General features: G+C 60.5%; 17 protein-coding genes. 7 read left to right on the top strand and 10 right to left on the bottom strand.

What is annotated here, in order from left to right; genetic code table 11:
- Positions 1 to 12 precede the first annotated feature (12 nt).
- Positions 13 to 798: a TatD family hydrolase gene (locus LAT62_RS02510; RefSeq protein WP_293378452.1), complete on the top strand. Its 786-nt coding sequence runs from the start codon at positions 13 to 15 to the stop codon at positions 796 to 798.
- On the opposite strand, the gene LAT62_RS02505 is transcribed toward LAT62_RS02510, so the two are convergent.
- The 3 genes from LAT62_RS02505 to LAT62_RS02495 form a co-directional block, all read right to left on the bottom strand.
- Positions 792 to 5,171 carry a translocation/assembly module TamB domain-containing protein gene (locus tag LAT62_RS02505; protein ID WP_293378449.1) on the bottom strand — a complete coding sequence of 1,460 codons (4,380 nt, stop codon included), beginning with the start codon at positions 5,169 to 5,171 and terminating at the stop codon, positions 792 to 794. The two genes, LAT62_RS02510 and LAT62_RS02505, sit on opposite strands and share 7 nt — an antisense overlap.
- Positions 5,171 to 6,967, bottom strand: coding sequence for an autotransporter assembly complex family protein (locus LAT62_RS02500; RefSeq protein WP_293378446.1), 1,797 nt, complete (start codon positions 6,965 to 6,967; stop codon positions 5,171 to 5,173). Before LAT62_RS02500 ends, LAT62_RS02505 begins: the two co-directional genes overlap by 1 nt.
- A gap of 123 nt (positions 6,968 to 7,090) precedes the next feature.
- On the bottom strand, positions 7,091 to 10,423 hold the full coding sequence (locus LAT62_RS02495) for a methylmalonyl-CoA mutase family protein (RefSeq protein WP_293378443.1): 3,333 nt from the start codon (positions 10,421 to 10,423) through the stop codon (positions 7,091 to 7,093).
- Positions 10,424 to 10,681: 258 nt separating this feature from the next.
- Here LAT62_RS02495 and LAT62_RS02490 point away from each other — a divergent pair, with 258 nt between their 5' ends.
- Entirely contained in the window at positions 10,682 to 11,530 is an 849-nt protein-coding gene (locus LAT62_RS02490; protein WP_293378440.1) for an LEA type 2 family protein, read from the top strand.
- 3 nt (positions 11,531 to 11,533) lie between these two features.
- On the opposite strand, the gene LAT62_RS02485 is transcribed toward LAT62_RS02490, so the two are convergent.
- From LAT62_RS02485 to LAT62_RS02465, 5 genes are all read right to left on the bottom strand, one after another.
- The gene (locus LAT62_RS02485) at positions 11,534 to 11,743 is read right to left on the bottom strand and encodes a CPXCG motif-containing cysteine-rich protein (RefSeq protein ID WP_293378437.1); all 210 of its coding nucleotides are present in this window, start codon (positions 11,741 to 11,743) and stop codon (positions 11,534 to 11,536) included.
- A gap of 96 nt (positions 11,744 to 11,839) precedes the next feature.
- Positions 11,840 to 12,391 (bottom strand): biotin transporter BioY, encoded by a 552-nt coding sequence (locus LAT62_RS02480; RefSeq protein WP_293378434.1) that lies wholly within the window; start codon positions 12,389 to 12,391, stop codon positions 11,840 to 11,842.
- Positions 12,388 to 13,062 (bottom strand): energy-coupling factor transporter transmembrane protein EcfT, encoded by a 675-nt coding sequence (locus LAT62_RS02475; RefSeq protein ID WP_293378431.1) that lies wholly within the window; start codon positions 13,060 to 13,062, stop codon positions 12,388 to 12,390. Before LAT62_RS02475 ends, LAT62_RS02480 begins: the two co-directional genes overlap by 4 nt.
- The gene (locus LAT62_RS02470; RefSeq protein ID WP_293378428.1) at positions 13,059 to 13,829 is read right to left on the bottom strand and encodes an energy-coupling factor ABC transporter ATP-binding protein; all 771 of its coding nucleotides are present in this window, start codon (positions 13,827 to 13,829) and stop codon (positions 13,059 to 13,061) included. The genes LAT62_RS02475 and LAT62_RS02470 overlap by 4 nt, the downstream gene beginning before the upstream one ends.
- Positions 13,830 to 14,042: 213 nt before the next feature.
- The gene (locus tag LAT62_RS02465; protein ID WP_293378425.1) at positions 14,043 to 15,872 is read right to left on the bottom strand and encodes an ABC transporter ATP-binding protein; all 1,830 of its coding nucleotides are present in this window, start codon (positions 15,870 to 15,872) and stop codon (positions 14,043 to 14,045) included.
- A gap of 155 nt (positions 15,873 to 16,027) precedes the next feature.
- Between LAT62_RS02465 and LAT62_RS02460 the strand changes: the two genes are divergently transcribed.
- Positions 16,028 to 16,786, top strand: a complete 759-nt coding sequence (locus LAT62_RS02460; protein WP_293378423.1) for a phosphatase — start codon at positions 16,028 to 16,030, stop codon at positions 16,784 to 16,786.
- Here LAT62_RS02460 and LAT62_RS02455 read toward each other — a convergent pair whose 3' ends face one another.
- Positions 16,787 to 18,409 (bottom strand): methyl-accepting chemotaxis protein, encoded by a 1,623-nt coding sequence (locus tag LAT62_RS02455; RefSeq protein WP_293378420.1) that lies wholly within the window; start codon positions 18,407 to 18,409, stop codon positions 16,787 to 16,789.
- Positions 18,410 to 18,551: 142 nt separating this feature from the next.
- Positions 18,552 to 19,535 (bottom strand): LysR family transcriptional regulator, encoded by a 984-nt coding sequence (locus tag LAT62_RS02450; RefSeq protein WP_293378417.1) that lies wholly within the window; start codon positions 19,533 to 19,535, stop codon positions 18,552 to 18,554.
- A 295-nt stretch (positions 19,536 to 19,830) separates the two neighbouring features.
- Between LAT62_RS02450 and LAT62_RS02445 the strand changes: the two genes are divergently transcribed.
- The 4 genes from LAT62_RS02445 to LAT62_RS02430 all read left to right on the top strand — a co-directional run bounded on the left by LAT62_RS02445 (position 19,831) and on the right by LAT62_RS02430 (position 24,713).
- The gene (locus LAT62_RS02445; protein WP_293378415.1) at positions 19,831 to 20,853 is read left to right on the top strand and encodes an extracellular solute-binding protein; all 1,023 of its coding nucleotides are present in this window, start codon (positions 19,831 to 19,833) and stop codon (positions 20,851 to 20,853) included.
- Positions 20,853 to 22,661 (top strand): iron ABC transporter permease, encoded by a 1,809-nt coding sequence (locus tag LAT62_RS02440; RefSeq protein WP_293378412.1) that lies wholly within the window; start codon positions 20,853 to 20,855, stop codon positions 22,659 to 22,661. The genes LAT62_RS02445 and LAT62_RS02440 overlap by 1 nt, the downstream gene beginning before the upstream one ends.
- Complete coding sequence (locus tag LAT62_RS02435) at positions 22,648 to 23,742, top strand: ABC transporter ATP-binding protein (protein WP_293378409.1); 1,095 nt, start codon at positions 22,648 to 22,650, stop codon at positions 23,740 to 23,742. The genes LAT62_RS02440 and LAT62_RS02435 overlap by 14 nt, the downstream gene beginning before the upstream one ends.
- Positions 23,743 to 23,825: 83 nt before the next feature.
- The gene (locus LAT62_RS02430; protein ID WP_293378406.1) at positions 23,826 to 24,713 is read left to right on the top strand and encodes a DMT family transporter; all 888 of its coding nucleotides are present in this window, start codon (positions 23,826 to 23,828) and stop codon (positions 24,711 to 24,713) included.
- The last annotated feature ends 48 nt before the right edge of the window (positions 24,714 to 24,761 follow it).

Raw genomic sequence — 24,761 nt, 5'->3', positions numbered from 1 at the left:
GGTGGCTCCGCTATGGTGTTTACTGATACCCACTGCCATTTTGATTTCCCTGCTTTTGACGGCGACCGGGAGGCGTTGCTGGCAGAATGCTGGCGACGCGGCGTCGAGCGCATTGTGGTGCCGGGCGTTGCCGCCGCTCAGTGGCCGCGCCTGTCGATGCTGCGTCATGACCGGGTAAGCATATACTGCGGCTTGGGTCTGCACCCCTGGTTTTCCGAACAGCATGAGTCGGACCATCTTGCACAGCTTGAAACTGGGTTGCGTGAAGGGAATGTGGTGGCGGTCGGTGAAACAGGCCTGCACGGCCCGGCAGGCAAGATGGATCAGCAGGTTGAATTACTGGAAGCGCAGTTGGACCTGGCCCGGCAGTTTCAACTGCCGGTCATCCTTCATCAGGTCGGCGCACACAATGAGCTGATTCGCAGTCTCAAGCGTTGCCCGCCGGTGTGCGGCGGCGTGGTACATGCTTTTGCCGGCAGTTTCGAAATGGCTCAGGAATACCGTGTGGCTGGCCTCTGGCTGGGCGTGGGGGGCGTGATCAGCTATCCGCGTGCCCGCCGCACACGGGCAGCAGTCGCCAGACTGCCGGCGTCTGCTCTGGTACTGGAGACCGACGGGCCCGATATGCCGCTGTCGGGCTTTCAGGGCTGTCGCAACAGCCCGGTGCAGATACCGTCGGTGTTTCGTGCGCTTTGTCAGGTCAGGGGCGTGCGTTTGCCCGACGAACGTCTGGCCCTGGCCCGTGCACTCGAGCAGAATGCGAACAATCTGTTCCCGGCTGCCAAGTCGCCTCAATAGTCCCGGCGCCAGCGCAATTCCAGGCCGCCGCTGCGCCCACCGGTGCCGGCCCGGGTTTCCAGGTTCAGGTTGGGGGTCAGCTCCACCTCGACAGACCCGGCCCAGTCTCGATCCTCATTGAGATCGGTGTCCAGCTCCAGGTAGACGCGACTGTTCAGATAGCGGCCAACACGCAGTGTCGCAGCCTCCCCTTCGTCGCCAGCAGCCTCCACCTCAAGCGTATCCAGACCGAGCGTCTCGCGTGTGGCCATAAACAGGTCCAGGCTGTCGCCTCCCCGAAGCTGATTGATCGCATTGGCCAGTTGCAGGGCCTGCCAAGGCGTCATATTCTGCACCGACTTGCCGAACAGCAATTGCGCAACAATTTCATCTTCCGGCAGGGAGGGCTCAGAGCGCAGCGTCAACTGCAACTGGTCGGCGCTGCCGCTGATAGTGGCTTCAATGTTAACGTCACGACGCTGATGTACAGCGATGATCTGCAGATCGATGGCCTCTTCAATCAGTCGTACCTGCCCTTCCTGCAACTGGAATTGGCGGGTCAGCAGATTGAAGGTGCCGGATTCGATGGTCAGCGCCCCGTCCGATTGCAGGTCATCCATGGTGCCGCCCAGGCGCAGCTCACCGGACAGGCGAGCGTTCAGACCATTGCCCCGGATGGTTGCCGGACCATCGGTTCTGATGCCGATATCCAGGGCAATGGGCAGGCTGCCGTTGAGACCGTTGCCGTTATCTTCATTGTGGATCTCCAGCTGTGCTACGGCCGGACCGGTCAGGCGGTTGATGTTGACGGTCAGGCCGATCAGGCGCAGATCTCCGGCCAGCAGAAAGTCCGGCCAGGGGCCGGTCAGCGTCAAAACCCCTGAAGCCAGGCTTTGCACGTCAGGACGTTGCACAACGGCAGCCTGATCGAGTTCGGCGCGCAGATCGCTGACCAGGGTGCCGTCTTCAAACGCGAGGTTTCCACCAATGGTGAAGGTGCCGTCGCCTGCCCGGGCCGAACCGTCCACATTGATCGTATTGATGTCAGTGCTGTCCAGGCTGATCTGAATGCGATCCAGTTCGGCCCCCACTTCCGGCAGGCGGAAGGTGCCGTCTTCCCAACGCAGACTGCCGGCAATATCCGGGTTGGCCAGGGAGCCGGCAAAGCGACCTTCACCGGCAATGGCGCCAGCCACCTGAAGCTGATCCTGGCCAAGCCAGAACAGGGTTTCTTCGGTGCTCAGATCAATGCTCCAGAAAACGGCGAGCGGCCAATCTTCTACCGGCGTCTCCAATCGTTGCAACCAGGGTTCACGTGGCGTCTCCACACTGGCAATGATCAGGTCCCGGCCCGGGCGGCGCAGGCCACTGGTCAGTGTCAGAGCTTCGTCGGTGGTGATCAGTTGAGTGTTGAACTCAAGGTCCAGCGCTTCACTGTCATCCAGCGCTGACCAGCGGGTTGTCCAATCCATGTAGGCGCGAACGTCCGGGTCATCACCTTCACCGCTCATGCGCAGGCTGCCGGACCCTGTCCAGGTACTGCCCGGAAGGGGCAGGTCTGCAGGTGGGGCCCATTCCAGGCCACTCCAGTCAACAGCCAGATCCCACAGGTCGTCCTCAAGTCCGCCGCGGCCAATCACTTCCAGCGAGTCGCCCATGCGGATTTCCAGTTGCGACAGGTCGATCTTTTCCAGGGCCATTTCGCGGCCTCTGATCAGACCTTCCAGGCGACCCAGCAAAATCTGATCTTGTTGCTCACCGTCCATATCCATATTGATGTCGACCTGCCAGTCAGGCCAGCCGGCGTCCAGCCGGGCATGCCCGGACACCTGGGCAACAAAATCCTCTGGTGCAGGCAGAAAACGGTGCAACGGGAAGGCCTGCACTTCAACATCCAGCTGTCGCGGCAGCAGGTCCTCCGTGCCACTCTGGCCATTGGCACTCAGTTGTGCTTCTCCCCAGTCGAGTTGCAGGTCTTGCAAATGCCATTGCTGCGCAGAGGCCTCTCGCCACTCGAGAGTGACGTCTGTGCTGGCGGCCAGTGTTTCACGATCCCATACGCCTTGATGGCGAGTGCGCAGGGAGATGTCCGCATCGGTGGTATTGCCTTCCAGGCTCAGGTTCAGTTGGTGCGTCAGGCGGGCCTCTATCAATTCGTCGGGCAGATCCACCCAGGGGGCGATATCTTCGGTGCGCAACCGTTCACCCTGTAGTTGCCATTGCCCCTGTTCCCAGGGGCGACCACGGCCTTCCAGGCTGATAAACCGGTCCTGCCAGTTCAGATCAGCCTGCAACTGGTCGGCCTGCCAGTTGAATGAGCCGGTCAGACTTTCACCCAGGTAACGCGCATTTACCCGAGCCTGGGCCAGCAGGTCCGGGTCGGCCGCCCGTCCGCGTGCAGACAGTGAAGAGACCACCCGACCTTCGGCCAGTTCTTCCGGCCAGTCTGGCAGAAGCTGACGCCCATCGGCGAAGTTGATTTCCAGGGGTGCAATGTCGAGCTGCACTGGCCAGTCCTGCCAGTCGCGGTCAAGGTCGGGGCGCACCGAACCCGAAGCGCTCAGACGGCTGTCACGCCATTGGGCCGTGAGCGTTTCTACCAGTAGCTGATCCATAGCCATCAGGGGTGCTTCCAGCTCTGCTTCCCAGGCATCACCCATGAGCAGACCCTGGGCAGTGAGGCTGGCACGCCCAGCCAGGTCGTCAAGCGGCCCCTGAACAGACCCACTGCCGGTCAGGTTTGCGGTCAGGTCCTGCGGCCAGTCCATCAGTTGTGCGAGCAAGGGGCCCAGCGGCAGTTCGTCCAGCTCCCAGTTCACATCCAGCGATTGATCTGCGAGGTCATAGCGACCGTTGCTGAACAGTGTCGGGGCCTCTTCTCCGGTCTCCAGGGTAAGGCGCAAATTGCTCCAGCTCACGCTCGGAAACTCGAAGGCAGTGTCTGCTTCGGCAGACCAGGGCACATTGCCCAGGGCGGTATCGGTGGGCAGCAGCCCCTCGGCGGTTAGGGTGCCGTTCCATATGGGCAACTCGAACTGCCCGTCTTCATCCAGACCCCGGCCGGTCAGTCGGCCTGACAGGGTGGCGCCGCCATATACCGGATCAGACCAGTAGGGGGTGGCCACATCATCGTCCAGGCGACCGTCCACCTGTAACTGGCCGCGCTGCTCGGCAAGGTCCCAGTTCCCGCTGATATCGACCACCGATTCGCTCAGGCGTGCGCTGGCGGTCAGCGCTTCCACTTGCAGCAGGACGCCGGCTGCCTGCAGATCGATTTGGGCCGGATGATGATGCCAACGTGATATCAATTCAGCCTCAAGGGTCCAGCGGCCGTCTTCGGGCCAGATCAGACGGGCTTGCAGCGTGTCTTCGGCATCCAGTGTATGAGCGGCGATGTCTTCCGGGAGAAAGGGCCGCACCAGGCTCATCGGAATGTTCAACTCACCTTCCATGCGGGTTCCATCAGGGCCGTAATGGCCGTGCAGGCGGCTTTCGCGACCAGCCACTCGCAGACGCACTTCGTCAAAACCGAGTTTGCCCTGATCATGAGCCACCTGGCCTTCCAGCTCTATCGGCTCACCCTGCCATGGAAACGAAAATTCATTGATCTGTACACGCTGGCCACCCAGATCGGCTGTGATGTCAACACGACCGGTAAGCGCGGTGTCTTCCGGCCACTGGCTCATGGCATGGGCCCAGGTGTTGGTGGGCAGTGTCATGTCCCCGCTCAGCAGCCACAGCTGACCGTCGGGTGAGGGCTGCGCACTAAGCAGCAGCAGGTTGGTATCGTCGTCCTGCCAGTCCAACCGGACAATGGGCAATTTGTCCAGTTCGGGCCAGGCCAGAGCCCCGGTCAGACGCCCGTAGAGGGCATCACCCTCGGCGCTGGTCAGACGCAGTTCACCGATGTCCAGACGCTCAAGCCAGATGCCGAACCCGTCCAGCTCGATGGGTTCTGCCTCTGTGAGGTCGAGCGGCTCTTCGCGGGGTGGCCCCGGATCCATCCGGCGCAGTCGGTCCAGGTCGACCACCACTCGACGGGCCGTCAGTTCCTCGATGGTGATCGCCAGTTCCCATTGATTGAGCGGGTAGCGCAGCTCGAGATCGTCGACACTGATCGCAGCTTCATCCACCCCCGGCGGGAAAACACGCACCCGGTCAGCCTGCCACTGGGTCAGGGAGGGGCTGCTCAGGCCGTTGACCTGAACCTGCCAGGCGGTTGTTTCATTGGCCAACCACAGACCTTGCTGGGCCACCCAGACCCTGCCGGATGCCGTGCCAAGCAGGGTGCCGATCACCAGCAGCAGGACGAACAAAAGGACCAGCAGCAAGTACAAGAAACCCTGCACCGTGCGCAGCAGAACCGTGGTGATGCTTTGTGTTACCAGGCCCATCAAAAAGCCTGCCCGATACTGAAATAGAAACGCCACTCTGAGCCCCAGTCCGGCAAGGGTGACCCGACATCGATGCGCAAGGGTGCAAAATCCGTGAAGAAGCGCAGGCCGAGGCCGGCCCCGAGCGCAGGGTCGTCCCAGTCGAGGGTGGCGCTGCGCGACAACCAGGCGGCATCGACAAAACCGACGGTACCCCAACGTTCGGACCAGCGCACGCGCTGCTCGACGCTCTGCAGCACTCGGGTGCGGCCGCCATCCGTGGGGCTGACGCCCTGGAAAGGCCAGCCGCGCACGGAGCCGCCACCACCGGCATAAAGACGCTCGGTAACTGACAGGCGATCCAGGTCCAGTTCATCTCCCAGCCCGAACAGGGTTGAGCCTTCGGTGGTCGCGGCCAGCGTCAGGCTGTCGGTCTGAGCCCAATAACCGCGCCAGCTGGCACGTACCTGGCCATAGTGAGGTTGTGTGCCGGACAGTGAAAAGTTGGGGGTAAAGCCGAACAGCAGGCGAGTGCCGCGCCTCGGGTCGAGCACATCATCGCGCGTATCTCTGACCACATTGGTTGGCAGCGCCAGCCATTGCTCGAAGTCGACCACCCCTTCTTCGGTAGTGGTCCAGGAGGAGCGGACGTCAACACCCGAGTTGCCGACCCAGCTGTCGGTCAGGATCTGTTCCAGATTGAAACCCTTCTGCCAGACATAGGTGCGCTGGTCGGCAAACAGGGTGCGTTCCAGACTGGTACTGACGGTCAGCCGGGGCCATTCGGGGCGCCGCCGTGGAATCGTCAGGGCCGCGCCCACCCGCTGAGTCAGGAAACTGGTCCGGGCATCGAGCACCAGGCGTTCACCGCGTCTGCTGAAGTTGCGGTGTACCCATTCCGCATTGACGCCGGGGCCGGCATCGGTGTCATAACCGCCGCCGAGCTTGAGGGTGCGATGGAAGCGTTCCTGTACATGGTAGGTGACCACGACCTCATTGTTTTCATCCGGTTCCGACACCTGTTCATCGACCCGGGCAAACAGATTGGACTCATACAGATTGAGCCGCGCGCGGTCCAGACGCGGTCGCTGAAAGCATTCTCCATCCTCGATACCGGTCAGGCGTCGTGTGTAGGAACTTCTGACCTCTTCCGTGCCTTCGATACGGACCTCCGAGATGTTGACCTGAGGACTGTCTTCCATATAGAAACGCAGATCACCGGCGTTGCCGCGCCGGTCAAGGCTCAGTTCATAGCGCACATTGACGCGCAGGTAGCAGGCGCTGGATTGGATCTCCCGCCGCAGTCGGGTCTGCAGGTCCAGAATATTCTGCGCGACCAGCGGCTCGCCGGTCTGAATGGTGTCTTCGGCATTCAATGGAGTGGTCAGTTCTTCCGGCCAGTCCCAGATAATCTGACGCACCACGAAGCGCCGCCCGGGATCCACCCGGTAGCGCAGACGGTTGTAGTCTTCCTCGGGACGCGGCTGGATATCATGGTTGTAGTAGCCGGCAGAACGCAGATGTTCCGCCAGAATCTGCATCTCTGCGCTCTGCTGCGACAGGGGACGGCTCGCTACCTGCAGGCCCTGGCGCAGATCCTGCCGATACCGGTCCAGTGCATCGCGCCAGCGCTCGACCAGGTCATTGTCAACGGCACTGGTGATTTCGAGCGTATCGGCATTGGTTGCCGCAAAACGGGTTTCTGCATGCGCCTGACCGACCCACAGGCACAGCACGGCCGGCAGCCAGGCCCACCCTGCTGCCCGAAAACGCACTTTTACAAAGAGCGTGTGAAAAGAAACCAGCCGATTTTCCAAAAACACTGACCTGAACAACGTACGGAGCCCGAATTGCGTACTGTAACAGGCTCTGAGGTCAACGCGCATGCCCTATACAGGCTTTTTAGGCCGGTTCTCTCACGGACTGCCTGCACTGATCAATCACATGTTGCGTCGATATTCGCCGCCCACTTCAAACAGCGTGTGGCTGATTTCACCAAGACTGGCCACCTTGACTGTGTGCATCAGGGTGGCAAACAGGTTGCGTCGGGCCCGCGCATCCTCTGCAAGCTGGCGCAATGCCGGCTCGGCAGCGGCCTTGTGTAGGCTGCGAAAGCGCGCAACCTGCTCGATCTGTTGCTGTTTTTCATTGTCGGTGGAGCGCATCAGCTCAACCGTCGGTGTGTCCTCGCTGTCTTCTGCCGCCTTGAAGGTATTCACGCCAATAATCGGCAATTCGCCGCTGTGCTTCTTGTGTTCATACACCATGGATTCGTCCTGAATCTTGCTGCGCTGATACATGGCATCCATGGCGCCCAGAACGCCACCACGCTCATTCAGACGCTCGAACTCCGCATAGACCGCTTCTTCAACCAGGTCGGTCAGGTATTCCAGGGTAAACGAGCCCTGCAGCGGGTTTTCATTCTGGTTCAGCCCCAGTTCACGATTGATGATCAACTGAATGGCGACGGCTCGCCGCACACTGGCTTCCGTGGGCGTGGTGATAGCTTCATCAAAGGCATTCGTGTGCAGGCTGTTGCAGTTGTCGAGCAGTGCATACAGCGCCTGCAGCGTGGTCCGGATGTCGTTGAACTGAATTTCCTGCGCGTGCAGCGAGCGTCCGGACGTCTGGATATGATATTTCAGCATCTGCGAGCGCGCATCGGCGCCATACCGGTGTTTCATCGCACGCGCCCAGATCCGTCGAGCCACCCGGCCAATCACCGCGTATTCCGGGTCCATGCCGTTGCTGAAGAAGAAGCTCAGGTTGGGCGCGAAGCGGTTGATGTCCATACCGCGTGCCCGGTAGTACTCGACCAGGGTAAACCCGTTGGCCAGGGTGAAGGCCAGTTGCGTGATGGGGTTCGCCCCCGCCTCGGCAATATGATAGCCGCTGACGCTGACGCTGTAGAAATTGCGCACCCCGTTGTTGATGAACCAGTCCTGCACATCGCCCATCAGGTGCAGCGCGAACTCGGTCGAGAAGATGCAGGTATTCTGCGCCTGATCTTCTTTCAGAATATCTGCCTGCACGGTGCCACGCACCTGTTGCAAGGTGTCGGCGGCGATGCGCTGATAGGTATCAGCGTCTACTACCTGATCGCCTGTGATGCCCAGCAGGCCCAACCCAAGGCCATTGTGTCCTTCGGGCAGATCGCCCTGATAGCCTACCGGGTTCTTGCCCAGCCGCTGCTGAATGGTCTTTTCGGCCTCCGGCCACTGGCCGGATTCTCGCAGATGCTTTTCCACCTGCTGGTCAATGGCGGTGTTCAGGAACATGGCCAGAATCATCGGCGCCGGTCCATTGATGGTCATGGATACCGACGTGGTTGGCGCGCAAAGATCAAAGCCGGAATACAGCTTCTTCATGTCATCCAGGGTGGCGATGGACACGCCACTGTTGCCGATCTTGCCGTAGATGTCCGGCCGCTCGGCCGGGTCTTCACCATACAGGGTGACCGAGTCGAAAGCGGTCGAGAGGCGCGCTGCCGGCTGACCGTGCGACAGGTAATGAAAGCGGCGGTTGGTGCGCTCAGGCGGGCCTTCGCCGGCAAACATCCGGGTCGGGTCTTCGCCGCTGCGCCGATAGGGGTAGACGCCGGCGGTGTAGGGGAAGTGGCCGGGCAGGTTTTCCTGTCCGGTGAACCAGACCTGCTCGCCCCAGTCGCGCGTCTTGTTGGCAGCGACCTTGGGAATCCGGTTGCCACTCAGCGTTTCCCGATAGTTGTCACCACTGATGGTCTTGTCGCGCACCTGGTATTCGAAGGTTTCAGCCTGTACCGACTGCATGCGCTGATCCCATGTGCCGAGAGCCTCCCGGGCCTCCGGTTTGAGCTGATTCAGCAGTTCATTGTAGCGCTGTGCCAATGCCTGCTGCTCGGGGGGCAGGGTATCGGGCTGTGCCGGATGCAGGGGGTCCAGCTCCGCACCCAGAAGGCGCAGGCTTTCGAACAAATGCTGTACCTGCCGTGCCTGTTTGGCCTGTTGGCGCAGGTCTTCGCGAATACTCCGGCCCTGCTCGGCAATTTCCGCGAGATAGCGCTGATGCTGGCCGGGAATCAGGACATGCGCCTGTGGATCTCCCTCGGGCAGGTCGCCAGGCCAGTCCTGGCTGCTGCGTTCCCCGACCAGCCGACACAGGTGATTGAACACCCGATTGACGCCCGGGTCGGAAAAGTGACTGGCAATGCTCGGAAATACCGGGATCTCGGCATCCGGCCGCTCGAATTCGACGCGGTTGCGGCGCCATTGCTTGCGCACATCCCGCAGCGCGTCCTGCGCACCCTTGCGGTCGAACTTGTTGATCGCAATCCACTCGGCAAGATCCAGCATGTCGATCTTTTCCAGTTGGCTGGCCGCCCCGTACTCCGGGGTCATGACATAGCCCGGTATGTCGACCAGATCGACAATGGCGCTGTCGGACTGGCCGATCCCCGCGGTTTCGACAAACACCAGATCAAAGCCCTGCTGGCACAGTGCCGTAATGGCATCACTGAGCTCCTCGCTGGTGGACAGATGCTGACGACGCGTGGCCATACTGCGAAAGAACACATTGGGCAGGCGCAGACAATTCATGCGGATGCGATCGCCCAGGAGGGCGCCGCCGGTGCGCCGCCGCGTCGGGTCGACGGCCAGCACGGCGAATTGCCGGTCGGGAAAACAGGTGGCAAAGCGCAGCACCAGCTCGTCGGTCAGGCTCGACTTGCCGGCGCCGCCGGTGCCGGTCAGGCCAATGGTCGGAACCGGCCGCTCTGCACTGGCCGGTTCTTCCAGGCCTTCCTCAAGGCGTGACAGCAGCCGAGCCCGGCGCAGATCCTCATGCGCCTGCTCGGGCAGGGCGCCGCTGTGGGCATTGCGCTTTGCGGCAATACGGTCGACGGCGTCGTCGATCATGCCGGTCAGGCCCAGTTTCAGGCCATCATTCGGGTGATAGATGCGCTCGACGCCATAGGCCTCAAGCTCGTCGATTTCTTGCGGCGTAATGGTGCCGCCACCGCCACCGATTACGGCAATATGGTCAGCGCCCGCTGCCTTGAGGCGGTCGATCAGGTAGCGGAAGTATTCATTGTGGCCACCCTGATAGGAACTGATCGCGATGCCGTCAGCGTCTTCCTGCAGGGCGGCCTTGATGATGTCGTCCACACTGCGGTTGTGGCCCAGGTGAATGACTTCACAGCCGCGCGACTGAATCAGGCGGCGCATGACATTGATGGCCGCGTCGTGCCCATCAAACAGGCTGGCGGCAGTGACGATGCGCAGTGGACTCTCACTCATAGTGCTGACCCTTTTTGGTGCCTGCCGGCAGATGAACTGCCTGTTGCATTGAATTGGCTCGGTATCACGAGCGTTGCGCAGGCTGACACACATCTTGTTGGTATAGGCGGTATAGTCAAATTAATTGACGTTAACGTAAACGTCAATTAATCGGGCGATGCCATTACGGGTGTGGCTGTAAACAAGTCTTTATAGACGGCAGGGCGGAAAGTGCCTAGTCTTTGCACAACGATGACGACAATAATGGGGAGAGCCCGGATGTCCTGGAGCAGATTGGCGGTATTGGGCAGTGTACTGGTTCTGGGGAGCTGTACCCTGCTTGAAGAAGCGCGTTGGCAGGAGCCGGAGTTCCGTGTGCTGAGCTCGCACCTGGTGGGGCTGACCCCCGTGGATGCACAGCTTGAAACACAGTTTGAAGTGCGCAATCCCAATTCTTTCAGCATCTCGCTGGGTGCGCTGGACTACGAGCTGCTGGTGAATGAAGCAGCTGTACTGGGTGGCCAGCAGGGCACCGGGTCATCTCTGGCCGCTGGTGCCGCCACCCAGGTGACACTGCCCATGAGGCTGGATTTTGCCGAGACCTTTGACCTGGTCTCCGGGTTGCGCGGGCGCGAACAGCTCGATTATCAGATAGATGCCGGCATGACGGTCGACATACCTGTTGCCGGCCAGCGTCGACTTCCGGTTTCGGTGTCCGGGGCCATTCCGATTCCGCATTTGCCGTCCATTCGTGCCTCCAGTCTGCGGCTGGACAGGCTGACCCTCAGCAGTGCGGACCTGTTGCTCACTCTCGAGGTCGACAATCCGAATATTTTCGAGGTGGTGATTGATCGCTTCTCTTATGAATTCGCGCTGAACCAGCACCGGGTCGCCGGTGGTGATGGACAGCAACGGATGCGCCTGCCGGAGCAGGACAGGGGCGTGATCGAACTGCCGCTGTCGGTATCACTCGCGGAACTGGGGCGCGGCCTCAGCAATGCGCTCATCAATGGGGAAGAACTGGATTACGGGCTGTCTTTCGAATCCGATATGCAGACAAGTTTGCCGCAGATGGACGTTTTTCCGTTCAGCACAGTGCGTGAGGGTTCAATCAGTCTGTTGCGTTGAGGCTCAATCACCCGGGCTGTGTACGTCGTCTTCGCGGCGAGCCACCACATAGGGCGTATGCATGGGCTCGAAATGCACCGTCAGCACCATGGGCTGACAGCAGACCTGGCAGTCCTCCGTATATTCCTGTTCGGGCTCGGACGGGTCGAGAACGACAGTCTGTAGGGCGTCGCAATAGGGGCAGTGGACTTTGGCGGTATCAGTAATCTGCATGGGCCGGCCCTCACCGTTCAATATAGCCGTTTCTGCGCGCCAATCACCGGGATGAGCGACAGCTACAGACAAAATTAGGTGAGGGCCGCCGGCCCGTCAAGTGGCTCTGGTCGCGACCGCTTGTGGCATGCCCTTGTAGACGGCCTGGGCCACCATACAGGTGATGACCACCTTGACCAGATCACCGGGAATGAACACCGCCATGGTCAGTGTGCTTTCAATCCAGCCATTGCCGGTCACCAGTTTGAATCCTGCGATGCCGCACAGATACAGCACCACTATGCCTCCGGTGAAGGCGCCGATGGCAGTAGCCGCCATCAGCGGAAGACGTCTCAGAGACTGCGCAATCAGACCGGCGAAGAAAGCGGCCAGGGGCCAGCCGAGAAAAAAGCCAACCGTCGGTCCGGTCAGCACGCCCAGACCCCCGCGGCCACCGGCGAGTAACGGTGCCCCCAGAGACACCACAAAGACCAGCAGCAGCATGGCCAGCGCGCCCCGCCAGGGACCGAGCATGATGCCCGCCAGCATGACGCCCAGTGACTGGGCGGTAATGGGTACCCCAAACGCGAATGGAATGGGAGGGATGAAGCCGAGCGCCGCGACCAGCGAGGCGTAGAGCGCAATCTGGACCAGGGATCTGTCCTTCACGTGTTATCTCCTTGTTGCAGGTTGGAAGTTTGGGTGGCAGGTCGCTCAGGTGCCTGCCGCCGGTTATCGGTTCGGGGGCGAATGCCGCCACGTGCCGCCAGGCCCTCGGCGACATGATCTGACAGACGAATCGCCTGCAGCGTCATGGGGATGGCCAGGCGCCACAACTGACGGCCGCCACCACGCGCATTCCAGGCCTCTCTCAGGCTGTGCAACTGGCTCAGCAGAACAGGTACAAAGCGGATGACCAGGGCGACGGCAAAGGCGATTCGCGCCGGCTCCACCCGGATCAGGCGAAGCGGTGCGAGCAGGGGAGAGATGGCATCCATCATGGCGTCCATGCGCGTGGTCAGGGTGACCAGATTGGCCAGCAGAATCAGGGTGCACATCCGCAGAACCAGTGTCAGACCGGCCTCCAGGCCAACGCTCCACCACTGCACTAAAAACATCAGTGCAAACAGCAGCAACAGCGGGCGCAGCAGACGAAGCTGGCGCAAGGCAGGGCGGCCCAGCGAGGCATAGAGAGACAGTACACCCAGCAGTGCGAACAAGACCCAGTGGGCGATGCTGACAAAGTAGAGTCCGATGCTGGCCAGCGCCAGCACCAGCAGCTTGAGTCCGGCAGGCCAGCGATGCAGCCATCCGGTCTGGGCCAGATAAAGGCTGATCATGAGCCAGCCGGCTCCGTCCGGCGGTCGCTTTCAGCGCGACCGCGCCCAAGGCCCAGAGTGGCAGCGCGCGCCCGGGCGTCGGCCTGGTAGGCGGGCAGCACCTGATCGGGTGGTCCGTCCTGATGAACCCGGCCCTGCTCCAGCCAGATTATCCGATCAAAGCGCTCCAGCGTGTCCAGCTCATGGCTGATCATCACGATCTGCTGCGGCAGTTCATGCAGCAGGTCCAGCAACCGGTAACGGGTGGGCAGATCCAGTGCCGAGAAAGGTTCATCCAGGATCAGCAGATCCGGGTTCAGCAGCAGCACGGAAAAAATGCAGACCAGTTGTTTCTGGCCTTCCGACAGGCTGTGCACCGGTCGTTCGGCCCAGTCGGCATGACCCTGGGCATGCAGCAGGTCACTGGACTGCCGGGTCGCCTCCTTTGCGGACAGGCCCTGATTGCGCAGGCCGAACGTCAGCTCCTCGATCACCGTGGGGAAAATCAGCTGATGGTCCGGATTCTGGAAAATGAACCCGACCGTGGCCGACATCTGCTCGGGCCCCTTGGCGGGGTCCCTGCCATGCACCCTGATCTGCCCACTGTCGGCGGGCAGCAGCCCGTTCAGCAGACGCACAAGCGAGCTCTTGCCCGAGCCATTGTGGCCAATCAGACCGACACGGGATTCATCCAGGCGCAGTGACAGGTCAGTCAGCACCCGCACACCATCGCGGGTCAGACTGACCTGATCAAATTCAACAGCGGCTTTGGCGTCGGCAGGACTCATCACGGGTCTCTAGTGTTCATGATGAGCGGATTGTAAGAGGGCAGTTGGTGGTTTGTCTCTATTATGCGGTTATTGTTGTTTACAACAGATTAAATATTGGTCGACGGTAGACAGTGCACAGAAGACAGTAAAGTCGCAGCCTGACCACCCAAGGTTGCCATGCCTTCACTGTCGACAGTCTACTGTCATCTGTCGACTAATATGCACTGTCTTCTATTCCTCCCCCAGAAAACCTCCGGTCTGATGCGCCCATAGCTGGGCATAGATCCCACCCCCATTGACCAGTTCCTGGTGCGTGCCCATTTCGACGATCCGGCCCTGATCCAGCACGATCAGGCGGTCCATCGACATGATGGTGGACAGGCGGTGGGCTATGGCAATGACGGTCTTGCCTTCCATCAGGCGATTCAGGCTCTTCTGGATGGCCGCTTCCACTTCCGAGTCCAGCGCCGAGGTGGCTTCGTCCAGCACCAGAATGGGGGCGTCCTTGAGCAGCACCCGGGCAATGGCGATGCGCTGGCGCTGGCCGCCGGACAGCTTGACGCCGCGCTCCCCGACCATGGCGTCATAGCCTGACTGGCCATAGGGGTCGGTCAGTTCGGGAATGAATTCATGAGCCTCGGCCTGACGGGTAGCGTTCAGCAACTCTTGCTCTGAAGCATCCGGTCGCCCATAGAGAATATTGTCCCGCACCGAGCGGTGCAGCAGAGAGGTATCCTGGGTCACCATGCCGATCTGTGCACGCAGGCTGTCCTGCGACACCTGGCTGATGTCTTGCCCGTCAATCATAATCTGTCCGCGCTCGACATCGTGGAAGCGCAACAGCAGATTCACCAGCGTTGACTTGCCGGCACCGGAGCGACCGACCAGTCCGACCTTCTCGCCGGGGCGGATGTCCAGGTTCAGATCGTCGAAAACACCGTATTCCTTGCCATAGTGGAAGCGCACCTGGCGAAATTCGACCCGCCCCTGCGGAACCGTCAGTGCCGGCGCCTGAGGCTCGTCGAGTACGTCGCGCGGGCGCGCAATGGTATTCATGCCATCATTGACGTTGCCGATGTTCTCGAACAGGGCGCTGATCTCCCACATGATCCACTGCGCCATGCCATTCATGCGCAGAGCCAGGGCAATGGCCACGGCAATGGCGCCCACGGACACGGCTTCCTGCAGCCAGAGCCAGATTGACAGTGCGGCGACCACAAAGGCCAGCCCGTAGTTGATCGCCTCGACGCTGAAATTGATGCCGGTGACCAGTCGCATCTGCCGGTAAACGGTGTCCAGGAAACCGCCCATGCCACGCTGAGCGTAGTCGGCCTCCCGCTCGGTATGGGCGAATAGTTTGACGGTCTGGATATTGGTATAGCTGTCGACCACTCGACCGGTCATGATGGAGCGCGCGTCGGCCTGCTCCTCGGATACCTGCTTGAGCTGGGGCACAAAATGCAGTTGCACGCCGACATAGAGCACCAGCCAGACCACCATGGGTACCGCCAGGCGCCAGTCGAGCTGGGCCAGCAGCACGACCATGGTGATGAAGTAGACGATAATGAAGACCAGTACATCCAGCAGCTTGACCACGGTTTCCCGGATCGACAGTGAGGTCTGCATGACCTTGGTTGCAATACGGCCGGCAAAGTCGTTTTGGTAGAAAGACAGGCTCTGCTTGAGCAGGTAGCGGTGAGCCAGCCAGCGGATGACCATGGGGTAATTGCCGAGCAGCGTCTGGTGCACGATGGCGGCCCGCAGCAGCGTCAGGGCGGGCATGACCACCAGCAGCAGAAACGCCATGCCGGCCAGCTTCCAGCCTTCGTCCTGCAAAAAGGTGTCCCGTTCGCTGGTGCTGAGCCAGTCCACCAACTGACCCATGAATCCAAAGAGCATGACTTCCAGTACCGCCACGCAAACGGTAACTGTAGACATCATCAGCAGCGGACCTTCCATACCACGTGTATAGTGGCGACAGAAAGCCACCAGGGAGTCCGGGGGCTGTTTGGGCTCCTCGGGAGGGAAGGGCCTGATCAGGCGTTCGAAAAATCCGAGCATGGATGAAAGCGCTCACATACAATCAACGGCCGGAGAGTATAGGGCAATAATGGGTTCATTTCAGTCGCAGACTGTCATGGCTATACCCGGGACTGTCATAGGGCTGTGTTAAAATGCACTCTTTCTGATCAATAGGCTGACTGAAGAGGCGTGACATGCAGATTCTGACCGACACCCACATGCATACGGTGGCCAGCGACCATGCCTACAGCACGGTCCATGACTACTGGGCCCTTGCCGTTGAGCGAGGTCTGCAGATGTTCGGGGTGACTGATCACGCGCCGGATATGCCCGATGGTGCACACGGCTGGCACTTCGGAAACATGAAGGTATTGCCCCGCGTTTATCGCAATGTTGCTCTGTTGCGGGGTATCGAGGCGAACATCCAGCCGATGGAGGGGGGCCTCGGCCTGCCTGACGGCATGTATCCCTTTCTCGACTATGTGATTGCCAGCTTTCATGAGCCGGTGTTCCCGCCGTCAGACCTGGCAACCAACACGCGTGCGGTGATCCGCACGCTGGAAACCGGCCGCTGCCAGATTCTTGGTCATCCGGGCAATCCCAACTACCCGATCGACTACGAGGAGGTGGTGCGCGCGGCAAAAGACAACAATGTGCTGATCGAAATCAACAACAGTTCATTCACCCATTCCCGACAGGGCAGTGAGCCCAATTGCCTCCACATTTTGGAGCTGGTCGACCGGCTGGACTGGAAGGTGTCGTTTGGCAGTGATTCGCACAGTGCCTTCACGCTGGGGCACTTCGATGCCTGTATCGAGAAAGCCAATGCCATCGGCTTTCCCGAAGCGCGCGTGGTCACTGCCAATGCGCCGCGGTTTCTGGATTTTCTGGCCGAACATGATAAACCCGTTGCCGGCGAACTGCAGCCCTGGGCCGAGCAGTTCCGGACCTGATCAGGTCTGGAAACGGGCGCCCAGCTTTTTAAGTTCGTCGGCCAGGGTGACCAGGTCGTTTCCGGCGCTGCTGACCGTCAGCGCGTCGCTGGCGCTCTGCTGGCCCAGGTCGCGCAGGTTGACCAGATTCGCATCAATTTCCCGGGCCACATGGGCCTGTTCTTCTGCGGCACTGGCGGAAGAAGTATTGCGGTCGCGAATACTGCTGACCAGGCTGGCAATCGCCTGCAGGGCCTCGCTGGCTTTCTTGCCTGCGTCCATGGTGAGCGCGGCGGATTCATTGCTGGTTTTCATGGCATTAACCGCATTGGCTGTGCCGGTTTCAACCGCCTGAATAATACTTTCTATTTCGGTGGTTGAGTCTGCAGTGCGGCTGGCCAGTGCCCGCACTTCGTCTGCCACTACCGCAAAGCCACGCCCGGCTTCGCCGGCTCGTGCAGCCTCGATGGCGGCATTGAGTGCCAGCAGATTGGTCTGTTCGGCTATGCCACGAATGACATCCAGCACGGCAGTCACATTGCGCACCTGCTGAGACAGTTCGTCCACGTCATGGCCGGTCGATTCGAGATCTTTCACCAGCTTTTCGATCGAACCCACGGCTCGGCTGACTTCACTGAGCCCCTCACTGGTCTGCTCGTCAGCCTGTTCGGATTCGCGAGCGGTGTCCGAGGCCGTCTGGGCGACTTCGGAAATGGCCACAGTCAGCTCATTGACCGCAGTTGCCGCCTGCTCGAGCTCGTCGCTCTGGCGCTGGCTGTTCTGTTTCGTCCGGTCGGTGACTTCATTCATTGCATCGGCCGAATTGACCAGGCGCTCAGTAGACTGCTGGATGCTGCCCACCGCGTCGCGCAGACTGGCCTGCATGGCCCCCAGGCTGGCTTTCAACTGCGCCAGTTCGTCATTGCCCTGGGCATGAATCTCGGTGGACAGGTCGCCCTGTGCAATGCTGTCGGCCACGCGCACAGCCTCTCTCAGAGGGCCGCTGATACTGCGGATCAGAGTGGCGCCCAGGGCAAACAGAAGCAACGCCACCAAGACGGCAATCCCGACAGTCAGCAATATGGACAATTGGTAAGCCTGGGAGGCGTTCTGCTCGGCTTCCTGGACCAGGTTCTGGTTGTAGCTGACCAGTTCACGCAGGGTGGAAGACGCCTCATCCGAAATGGGAATCAACTGGTCACTCCAGATTCGGATCGCATCCGCCGCCCGGAAGTTGGCGGCAAAACCGATGGCTTCCTCCAACGCCTCGAAGAACGATTGTTCCAGTTCAAGATAGGCAGCAAAGCGTTCACGCTCGAATTCGGAGGTCATGGTCTCGCCATACTCGTCACTGGCCGTATCCAGGCGCTCGGTCAGCTCTGTTATCTGCTCTTGCAGGACTCTGCGTTCTTCTGCCGTGGCAGAGTAGACAATGGCAGTTGCCGGCACGACGACACGGTTGAAATGGTCATAAACATCATTGACCGCAATCAGGCCAGGCACACGCTGCTGACTGATCACGGTAATCTGCTCGTTGGTGGCGGCAAGGCGGCTCAGACTGAGTATGCCCCAGGCCACAATGATGGCGAGGATCAGACCAAAGGCCGCCATCAGGCGGTGTCTGATAGACAGATTCATTAACATGCGGCAACTCCAGTAAACTCGGGGGTTGTTTTTAATTCGAATACCCACGGCCTGACACTATAGTGCCCGGCTATCCCCAGTATAGTCGGCCGCTGTACGGAAATATTCAGTAGAATTTAGCAGAGACGAAAAAAGTCGAGGTTCAGAACCCGACGCGCTGTGTCCCGTCTGGCCCCAATCGCCCGGCGCTGGATTCCAGCAGCAGAAATTCCACCAGAGCCCTGATCTTCGGCGAATGCCGGGTCTGGCCGGGGTAGACCAGTGAAATGGGCGTCGGTTCTGGCTGATAGTCGTTCAGAATCGTCTGCAGCGTGCCTTCACTGACGGCACGACGCACCATGTAGGAAGGCACCTGAATAACACCAAAGCCCGTCTCGGCGGCTCTCTTGAGGGCAATACCCTCGTCGAACAGATAGCGATGTTCCAGAGTGAGATGCGTGATCGTGTTTTCCATTCTGAATTGCCAGGGTCTTATTCGACCATGTGATGCATGACGGAACCCAAGGCACTGATGGTGTTTGAGGTCTTCCGGCTGCTGCGGACTGCCGTGTCGCTCGAGATAGCCCGGAGAAGCGACAATCACCAGATACTGCTGGTCCAGAACGCGGGCCACCAGTCGGCTTTCGGCAACTTCTCCAATGCGCACCGCCAGGTCTATACCCTCGGCCACCAGATTGCAGATTTCATCGTTCAGCCGAATGTCCATGCCCAGCAGCGGATGCTGCTCGGCAAAGCGCGTCAGCATGGGTCCGATGACCCGGGCACCGTAGACCTTGGGCAGATCAAGGCGCAGGGTGCCGGTCAGCAGGCTGGCTTCCTGCAGAGCCATCAGATCAGCGTCTTTCAGCAGACGCAGTGCTTCTCCGTAACGCTCGTAGATGCCTTCGCCAATGTCGGTCAGCGTGATGCTGCGTGTGGTCCGGTGGAGCAGTGTTACGCCCAGCGCACGTTCCAGTCGGGCGACGCTCTTGCCAACAGCGGAGGCGGTCAGGCCGAGTCTGCGTCCGGCGGCCGCAAAGCCACCATGTCTGACGGCATAGACAAAAGCCAGAATCTGGGGCAGAGAGTCACTGTTCAGTGGTTGGCTGCCCTGGGCCAGCCGAGGCTGCGTGCGCAGGTCGTTCATGTAGACGTTCGGTCCGGAAGTCGCATGGAAGCTTCGTTCTACCAGACAAGTGTGACCATAAAATGACCGAATGCGGACTTCATTGTCCGTAATAGTCGGACCTGCAGCCCCATTCCCACTTCTTCAACCGGACATTACGCTGCTGCCTGTCTTGTTCGAAAGGACTCGTTGTTGGCCGGGATGGCACGCAAAACATCGAACAAAAAGAGACAGAAACGTCATCAAATCGACATATAAAAGCCATATACACAATGGGACGTCGGATCTGGTTCCGCCCCAAAACAGAGGATTCATCATGAGTGTTGCAACTGTAGCCAATCGATTCCGCCTTCGGGGTCTCAGCCTCGCCGTCAGCACTGGTCTGCTGGGCCTGGCCTGTGCCGCCAGCGCGGACACCCTGGTCCTTTACACCAACGATTTCGAAGACATTGTCGGCGACCGGTTTACTGCAGACACGGGCTATGACATTGAAGTGGTGCAAATGAGCGGCGGCAACCTGCTGGCCCGTATCGCTGCCGAGAGCAATAACCCCCAGTGGGATGTACTGATGTTCGACGGTGTGGGCAGCCTGCACAACATGGATCAGGAAGGTCAGTTCCGGCGCGGCTGGGAGCCCGGCAATTTTGCCAACCTGACCGAACAGGCCAGAGAACTGGTACCGGACACCCTGGGCTGGATGCCTGCCGGCGCCACGGCTTCCTGCGTGATCGCCTACCGTACTGATCTGGTGGATCAGGCACCCCAGACCTTTGCTGACCTGACCGACAGCCGTTTTCGCGGCCTGATCGGCCAGGCCGATCCTGCGGTGGCGGCACCGGCTTACCCCTGTGTGGCATCACTGCACTATGACCTTGGCATGGACGGTGCGCGGGACCTGTATTCCGACATTCTGGACAATGACCTGCGTGTTTTCCGCACCAACGGGCCGACCGGTCGTGCTCTGGCCGCAGGAGAGACCCATGTGGCCCTGTTGTCCTCACCCCAGTCCTATAATCTGCAGAACAGCGACAACCCGGTTTCTGTAGTGTGGCCGGAAGAAGGCGCTCCTGCGTCATCGCGCGGCGTCGCCATTCAGGCGAACACACAGCGCCAGGACGCGGCGGAGGCCTTCATCAACTGGGTACTGACGGCAGAAACGCAGCAATTCCTGACCGACGAGGGTGGCGTTGACGGCTTTTTCCTGCCCTCGGTTGAAGGCGTCAACCAGCGTGCTGACGGACCTCCGGCTGATGCGATTTACCGCATTGCTCCGGCAGCCTGGGCGGCCGAGCATGAAGCGGACATCAAGAGCTGGTTTGCCGATCAGGCCATTAACTGATGACCACGCCCGCTGTTCTGCCCGGACTGGCAGATACCGGGCGCCGCCTGCTGGGTCGCCTGTACCTCAGGCGGCCCTCGGCTGACACCGGTCTGGGCATCCTGGTGTGCCTGCTCCTGCTGGTATTGATCGGCGCCCCCATGGTGCTGGTGCTGGCGCAGGCCTTCTACCCGGGCATTCTGCGCGGCAACTTCGAATTTGCCGGGCTGAGCAATCTGTTCGAGCTGTTCAACCGTCGGTTGTGGCGCGTGTCACTGACGAATTCTCTGTATCTGGCGGCCGGTACTGCGGTGCTGGGGACTCTGCTGGGGGCCAGCCTCGCGGTGATGCGGCACAGTGCACGCTTTGCGGGCGCGGCAGCGCTGGATGTGACCGCCTGGGCGCTGTTGATCATGCCTTCCTTCGTGATTGCCCAGGGCTGGATTCTGTTTGCTATCCGCGATGGCATAGCGGCCCAGTGGCTGGGCCTGCCCATGGTTTACGACTGGGTATTCTCGCCCAATGGTCTGGTCGTCATCATGAGCCTGACCAACTATCCGTTCGCCTACCTGGCGGTGTCCGCTGCCATGCAGTGGCACGTTCGTGAATACCAGCATGCTGCGCAACTCTGCGGTGCTGGCGTCTGGCGCACACTGCTGACCATCCGCTTCCCGCTGTTGCTGCCCGCCATCCTGTCGGGCATGGTGCTGGTGTTCATTGATACCATCGGCGACTTCGGGCTGCCCGCAGCGCTGGCCACGACCTATCGCTACCCGACATTGCCCTACACGATTTATACCGCCATCAACCAGTCTCCGATCCGCTTTGATCTGGCGGGCGTGCTGTCCTTTTACCTGGTGGTCATACTGGCGATCGCCGTCAGCCTCTATTTCTGGCTGTTGCGACGTTCGCGTTTCGACTTTCTGACCGCCCGCGCGCAAGCCGGCTACAGCGGCAGTCAGAAGTTCAGTATCCTGCTGTCGGTGGTGGCACTGGGGTTTGTCGTGCTGGCGCTGGGGGTGCCCATAGGCACCAGCTTCAGCCTGTCGGTGATCGAGCGCATCAGCGGCGGTCTGGCCTGGGACAATCTGACACTGCGGTTTTATGGCGAGATACTGACGCCGGGTTCCCGCTTCCTGCAGGCCCTGCAGAACTCACTGCGTATTGCCGCCTGGGCGGCAGTGGGCAGCATTATCGTGTCCGTCTCCGCGGCCTACCTGCTGACCTTCAGCCGTTTTTCCCTGAACCGTCTGATCGACGTGACCTGCACGGCAACCCTGGCGGTTCCGGGGGTCATACTCGGGGTGGGCTTCATCTTTGTCTGGAATCACCCCTGGCTCGGTCAGTGGGGCCTGAATCTTTATGGCAATCCCGCCATTCTGGTGCTGGCTGCCATGGCGGGGGCCATTCCCATCGCCATCCGTGTGGTGCTGGGCGCCATGAGTCAGGTGCCGGCCTCCTTTCTGAACGCGGCTGCCCTGCAGGGCGTTTCCCTGCCGCGTCGGATACTGACCATTGTCATTCCACTGACGCTGGGCGCCATTCTGTCAGCGACTCTGGCCGCTTTCGGCACCGGTGTATTCGACCTGGCCATCACCTCCATACTGCACCCTCCCGGATATCCGGTATTGCCGGTGGTGATCAATCGCCAGTTTCAGCAGGGCTACTACGGGCTGTCGACCGCCTCGACCATGGTGGCCGGGCTGGTCACGGTGCTTATTATCATGCTGGTCAATCAGGGTGTGCGCTGGGCCTGCAGACCACTATTCCAATCTACCGCGGCCCACAAGGCTGCGCCCGCAGGAGAACCCGACAATGCTGCAGCTTGAAGGTCTGAGCAAGTATTACGGCAAGGCAGTGGCCTTGCGCGACCTGTCGCTTGAGCTGGAGGAGGGCGAAGTACTGTGTGTGCTTGGCCCGTCCGGCTGTGGCAAGTCGACTCTGCTGAAACTGATATCCGGCCTGGACAACCCCGATGCGGGCAGTATCCGGGTGAACGGCAACCTGATCGCCAGCGCCGGCTTCAGCCTGCCGCCGGAGCGTCGACCGGTCAATATGGTGTTTCAGGACTATGCGCTGTGGCCACACATGAAGGTGCGCACCATTGTCGGCTATGGTCTCAACCACCTGAGCCGTCCGGAACGCCGCAAGCGTGTCGATGAGTTGCTGGATCTGTTGCAGATTCGGGCCTATGCCGACCGATTGCCCGGCCAGCTTTCGGGCGGTCAGCAGCAGCGCGTCGCCATTGCCCGGGCGCTTGCGACCGACCCGGACCTGCTGCTGTTTGACGAGCCTCTGTCCAATCTGGATGTGCAACTGCGCCTTGAAATGCGCCATGAACTGGCCGATCTGTTCCAGCGTCTGGACAAGACGGTCATCTACGTGACCCATGATCCGCTGGAGGCCTGTGCTTTCGCGGATCGTTTGCTGGTACTGCGCAATGGTCTTCTGGAACAGCTGGGGCCGACCCGCTCCCTGTTTGAAACACCGGTATCGCCCTGGGTGGCGGCCCTGGCCGGCTATGACAGTCGACTCAGTGGCGAAGCGCTGGAAGCCGACCAGGAAGGCCTGTGGCGGGTACTGGTCAGCGGGCAATTTCTGCGCGTCAAGCTGCAGAAATCGGTGCATGTGCGCTCCAACACGCCTCTGTCGGTCATGCTCCATCCGTCCGCGATCGAGGTGCAATCCCGGTCAGATAGACCTGTTGGGGAGGCACCGGCAGCGCTCGACACAGCACAACACAACGAACTGATGGGCAAGGTACTGCAATGCATCTACGAGGGTCGTTCGTGGCGCCTGCGCCTTGATCTTGGTCAGACCAGGCTGTCACTGGTGGTGCCGGAGCCCTATACGCCGGGCACTGAACTGACCGTACGCTTTCCGGTACAGGATACACTGGGCTTCGTCTGAGGGCGTCGTTCCTGCAGCTGACGAAGTGCCGGCGATGAACTACACTTCGGCGTCCACTGGATGATCGATCATAGACGCCGCTGTTGAACTCTCGTACGCCTGTTGACTGGGCCCTGCTTCTGTATCTCTCGCTGGCCTGGGGGCTGGCGTTCATGCTGATTGCTTTGGCGCTGCCGTCATTTCCGCCGCTGACGCTGGTGGCCTCGCGTCTCACTCTGGGTGCCGTGACGCTGTTTGCAATCATGGTGGCACTGAGGTTGACCTTGCCGCGCGACATCGCCTGGTGGGGGCGTTTCGCGGTGCTTGCCCTGCTGGGCAATGTGATACCGTTCACGCTGATCTCCTGGGGTGAACTTTATATTTCCAGCAGTCTGGCGGGCATATTGATGGCCCTGATGCCCATCAACGTGATGATTCTGGCGCACTTCTTCATCGCCACCGAGCCCATGACTCCGCGCAAGATCATCGGCTTTACCCTGGGCTTTGTAGGTGTTCTGGTGCTGGTGGGCACCGAGGCGCTGTCCGGTTTGGGAGGCGATGCCTTCTGGGCCCAACTGGCGGTCATTGTGGCGACAGTGTTCTACGCCGTGACCAGTATCTATACCAAGCGCTTGCCCGCCATTTCGGTACTGGTGGCCGGTACGGGTACCCTGATTGCCGGCAGCGTGATGCTCTGGCCAGTGGCGCTGCTCGTGGATCAGCCATGGACGCTGGATTTTCGCTGGCAGCCTGTAATGGCCGTGGTCATGCTGGGTGTGTTTTCATCCGGCCTGGCAAACTGGGTCTACTTCACGATTGTGCAGCGCCAGGGGCCCAGTTTTCTGTCGATGATCAATTATATTATCCCGGTGATTGCGTTTGTCGCCGGTGTCGGGTTGCTCAGTGAGTCCGCTTCGGCTGACCGGCTGATTGCCCTGGTAGCCATACTGCTCGGTATCGCCATCAGCCAGCGTCGCCCGCGTCGGGGTTGATTCAGGATATACTGGGCAACAACAGCTCGAAAAGCGTGCAGGTGGCAG

Source organism: Natronospirillum sp., from assembly GCF_022565775.1.
In the GTDB taxonomy this organism is placed as follows: Bacteria; Pseudomonadota; Gammaproteobacteria; order Pseudomonadales; family Natronospirillaceae; genus Natronospirillum.
The sequence above is the reverse complement of the archived record's forward strand: the minus strand, read 5'-3'. Positions and strand labels throughout refer to the sequence as shown.

Excerpts from the sequence above, each read along its gene's own strand:
- LAT62_RS02510 (WP_293378452.1), top strand. The coding sequence starts at position 13 with ATGGTGTTTACTGATACCCACTGCCATTTTGATTTCCCTGCTTTTGAC.
- LAT62_RS02505 (WP_293378449.1), bottom strand. The coding sequence starts at position 5,171 with ATGGGCCTGGTAACACAAAGCATCACCACGGTTCTGCTGCGCACGGTG.
- LAT62_RS02495 (WP_293378443.1), bottom strand. The coding sequence starts at position 10,423 with ATGAGTGAGAGTCCACTGCGCATCGTCACTGCCGCCAGCCTGTTTGAT.
- LAT62_RS02490 (WP_293378440.1), top strand. The coding sequence starts at position 10,682 with ATGTCCTGGAGCAGATTGGCGGTATTGGGCAGTGTACTGGTTCTGGGG.
- LAT62_RS02485 (WP_293378437.1), bottom strand. The coding sequence starts at position 11,743 with ATGCAGATTACTGATACCGCCAAAGTCCACTGCCCCTATTGCGACGCC.
- LAT62_RS02475 (WP_293378431.1), bottom strand. The coding sequence starts at position 13,062 with ATGATCAGCCTTTATCTGGCCCAGACCGGATGGCTGCATCGCTGGCCT.
- LAT62_RS02470 (WP_293378428.1), bottom strand. The coding sequence starts at position 13,829 with ATGAGTCCTGCCGACGCCAAAGCCGCTGTTGAATTTGATCAGGTCAGT.
- LAT62_RS02465 (WP_293378425.1), bottom strand. The coding sequence starts at position 15,872 with ATGCTCGGATTTTTCGAACGCCTGATCAGGCCCTTCCCTCCCGAGGAG.
- LAT62_RS02460 (WP_293378423.1), top strand. The coding sequence starts at position 16,028 with ATGCAGATTCTGACCGACACCCACATGCATACGGTGGCCAGCGACCAT.
- LAT62_RS02455 (WP_293378420.1), bottom strand. The coding sequence starts at position 18,409 with ATGTTAATGAATCTGTCTATCAGACACCGCCTGATGGCGGCCTTTGGT.
- LAT62_RS02450 (WP_293378417.1), bottom strand. The coding sequence starts at position 19,535 with ATGAACGACCTGCGCACGCAGCCTCGGCTGGCCCAGGGCAGCCAACCA.
- LAT62_RS02445 (WP_293378415.1), top strand. The coding sequence starts at position 19,831 with ATGAGTGTTGCAACTGTAGCCAATCGATTCCGCCTTCGGGGTCTCAGC.
- LAT62_RS02440 (WP_293378412.1), top strand. The coding sequence starts at position 20,853 with ATGACCACGCCCGCTGTTCTGCCCGGACTGGCAGATACCGGGCGCCGC.
- LAT62_RS02435 (WP_293378409.1), top strand. The coding sequence starts at position 22,648 with ATGCTGCAGCTTGAAGGTCTGAGCAAGTATTACGGCAAGGCAGTGGCC.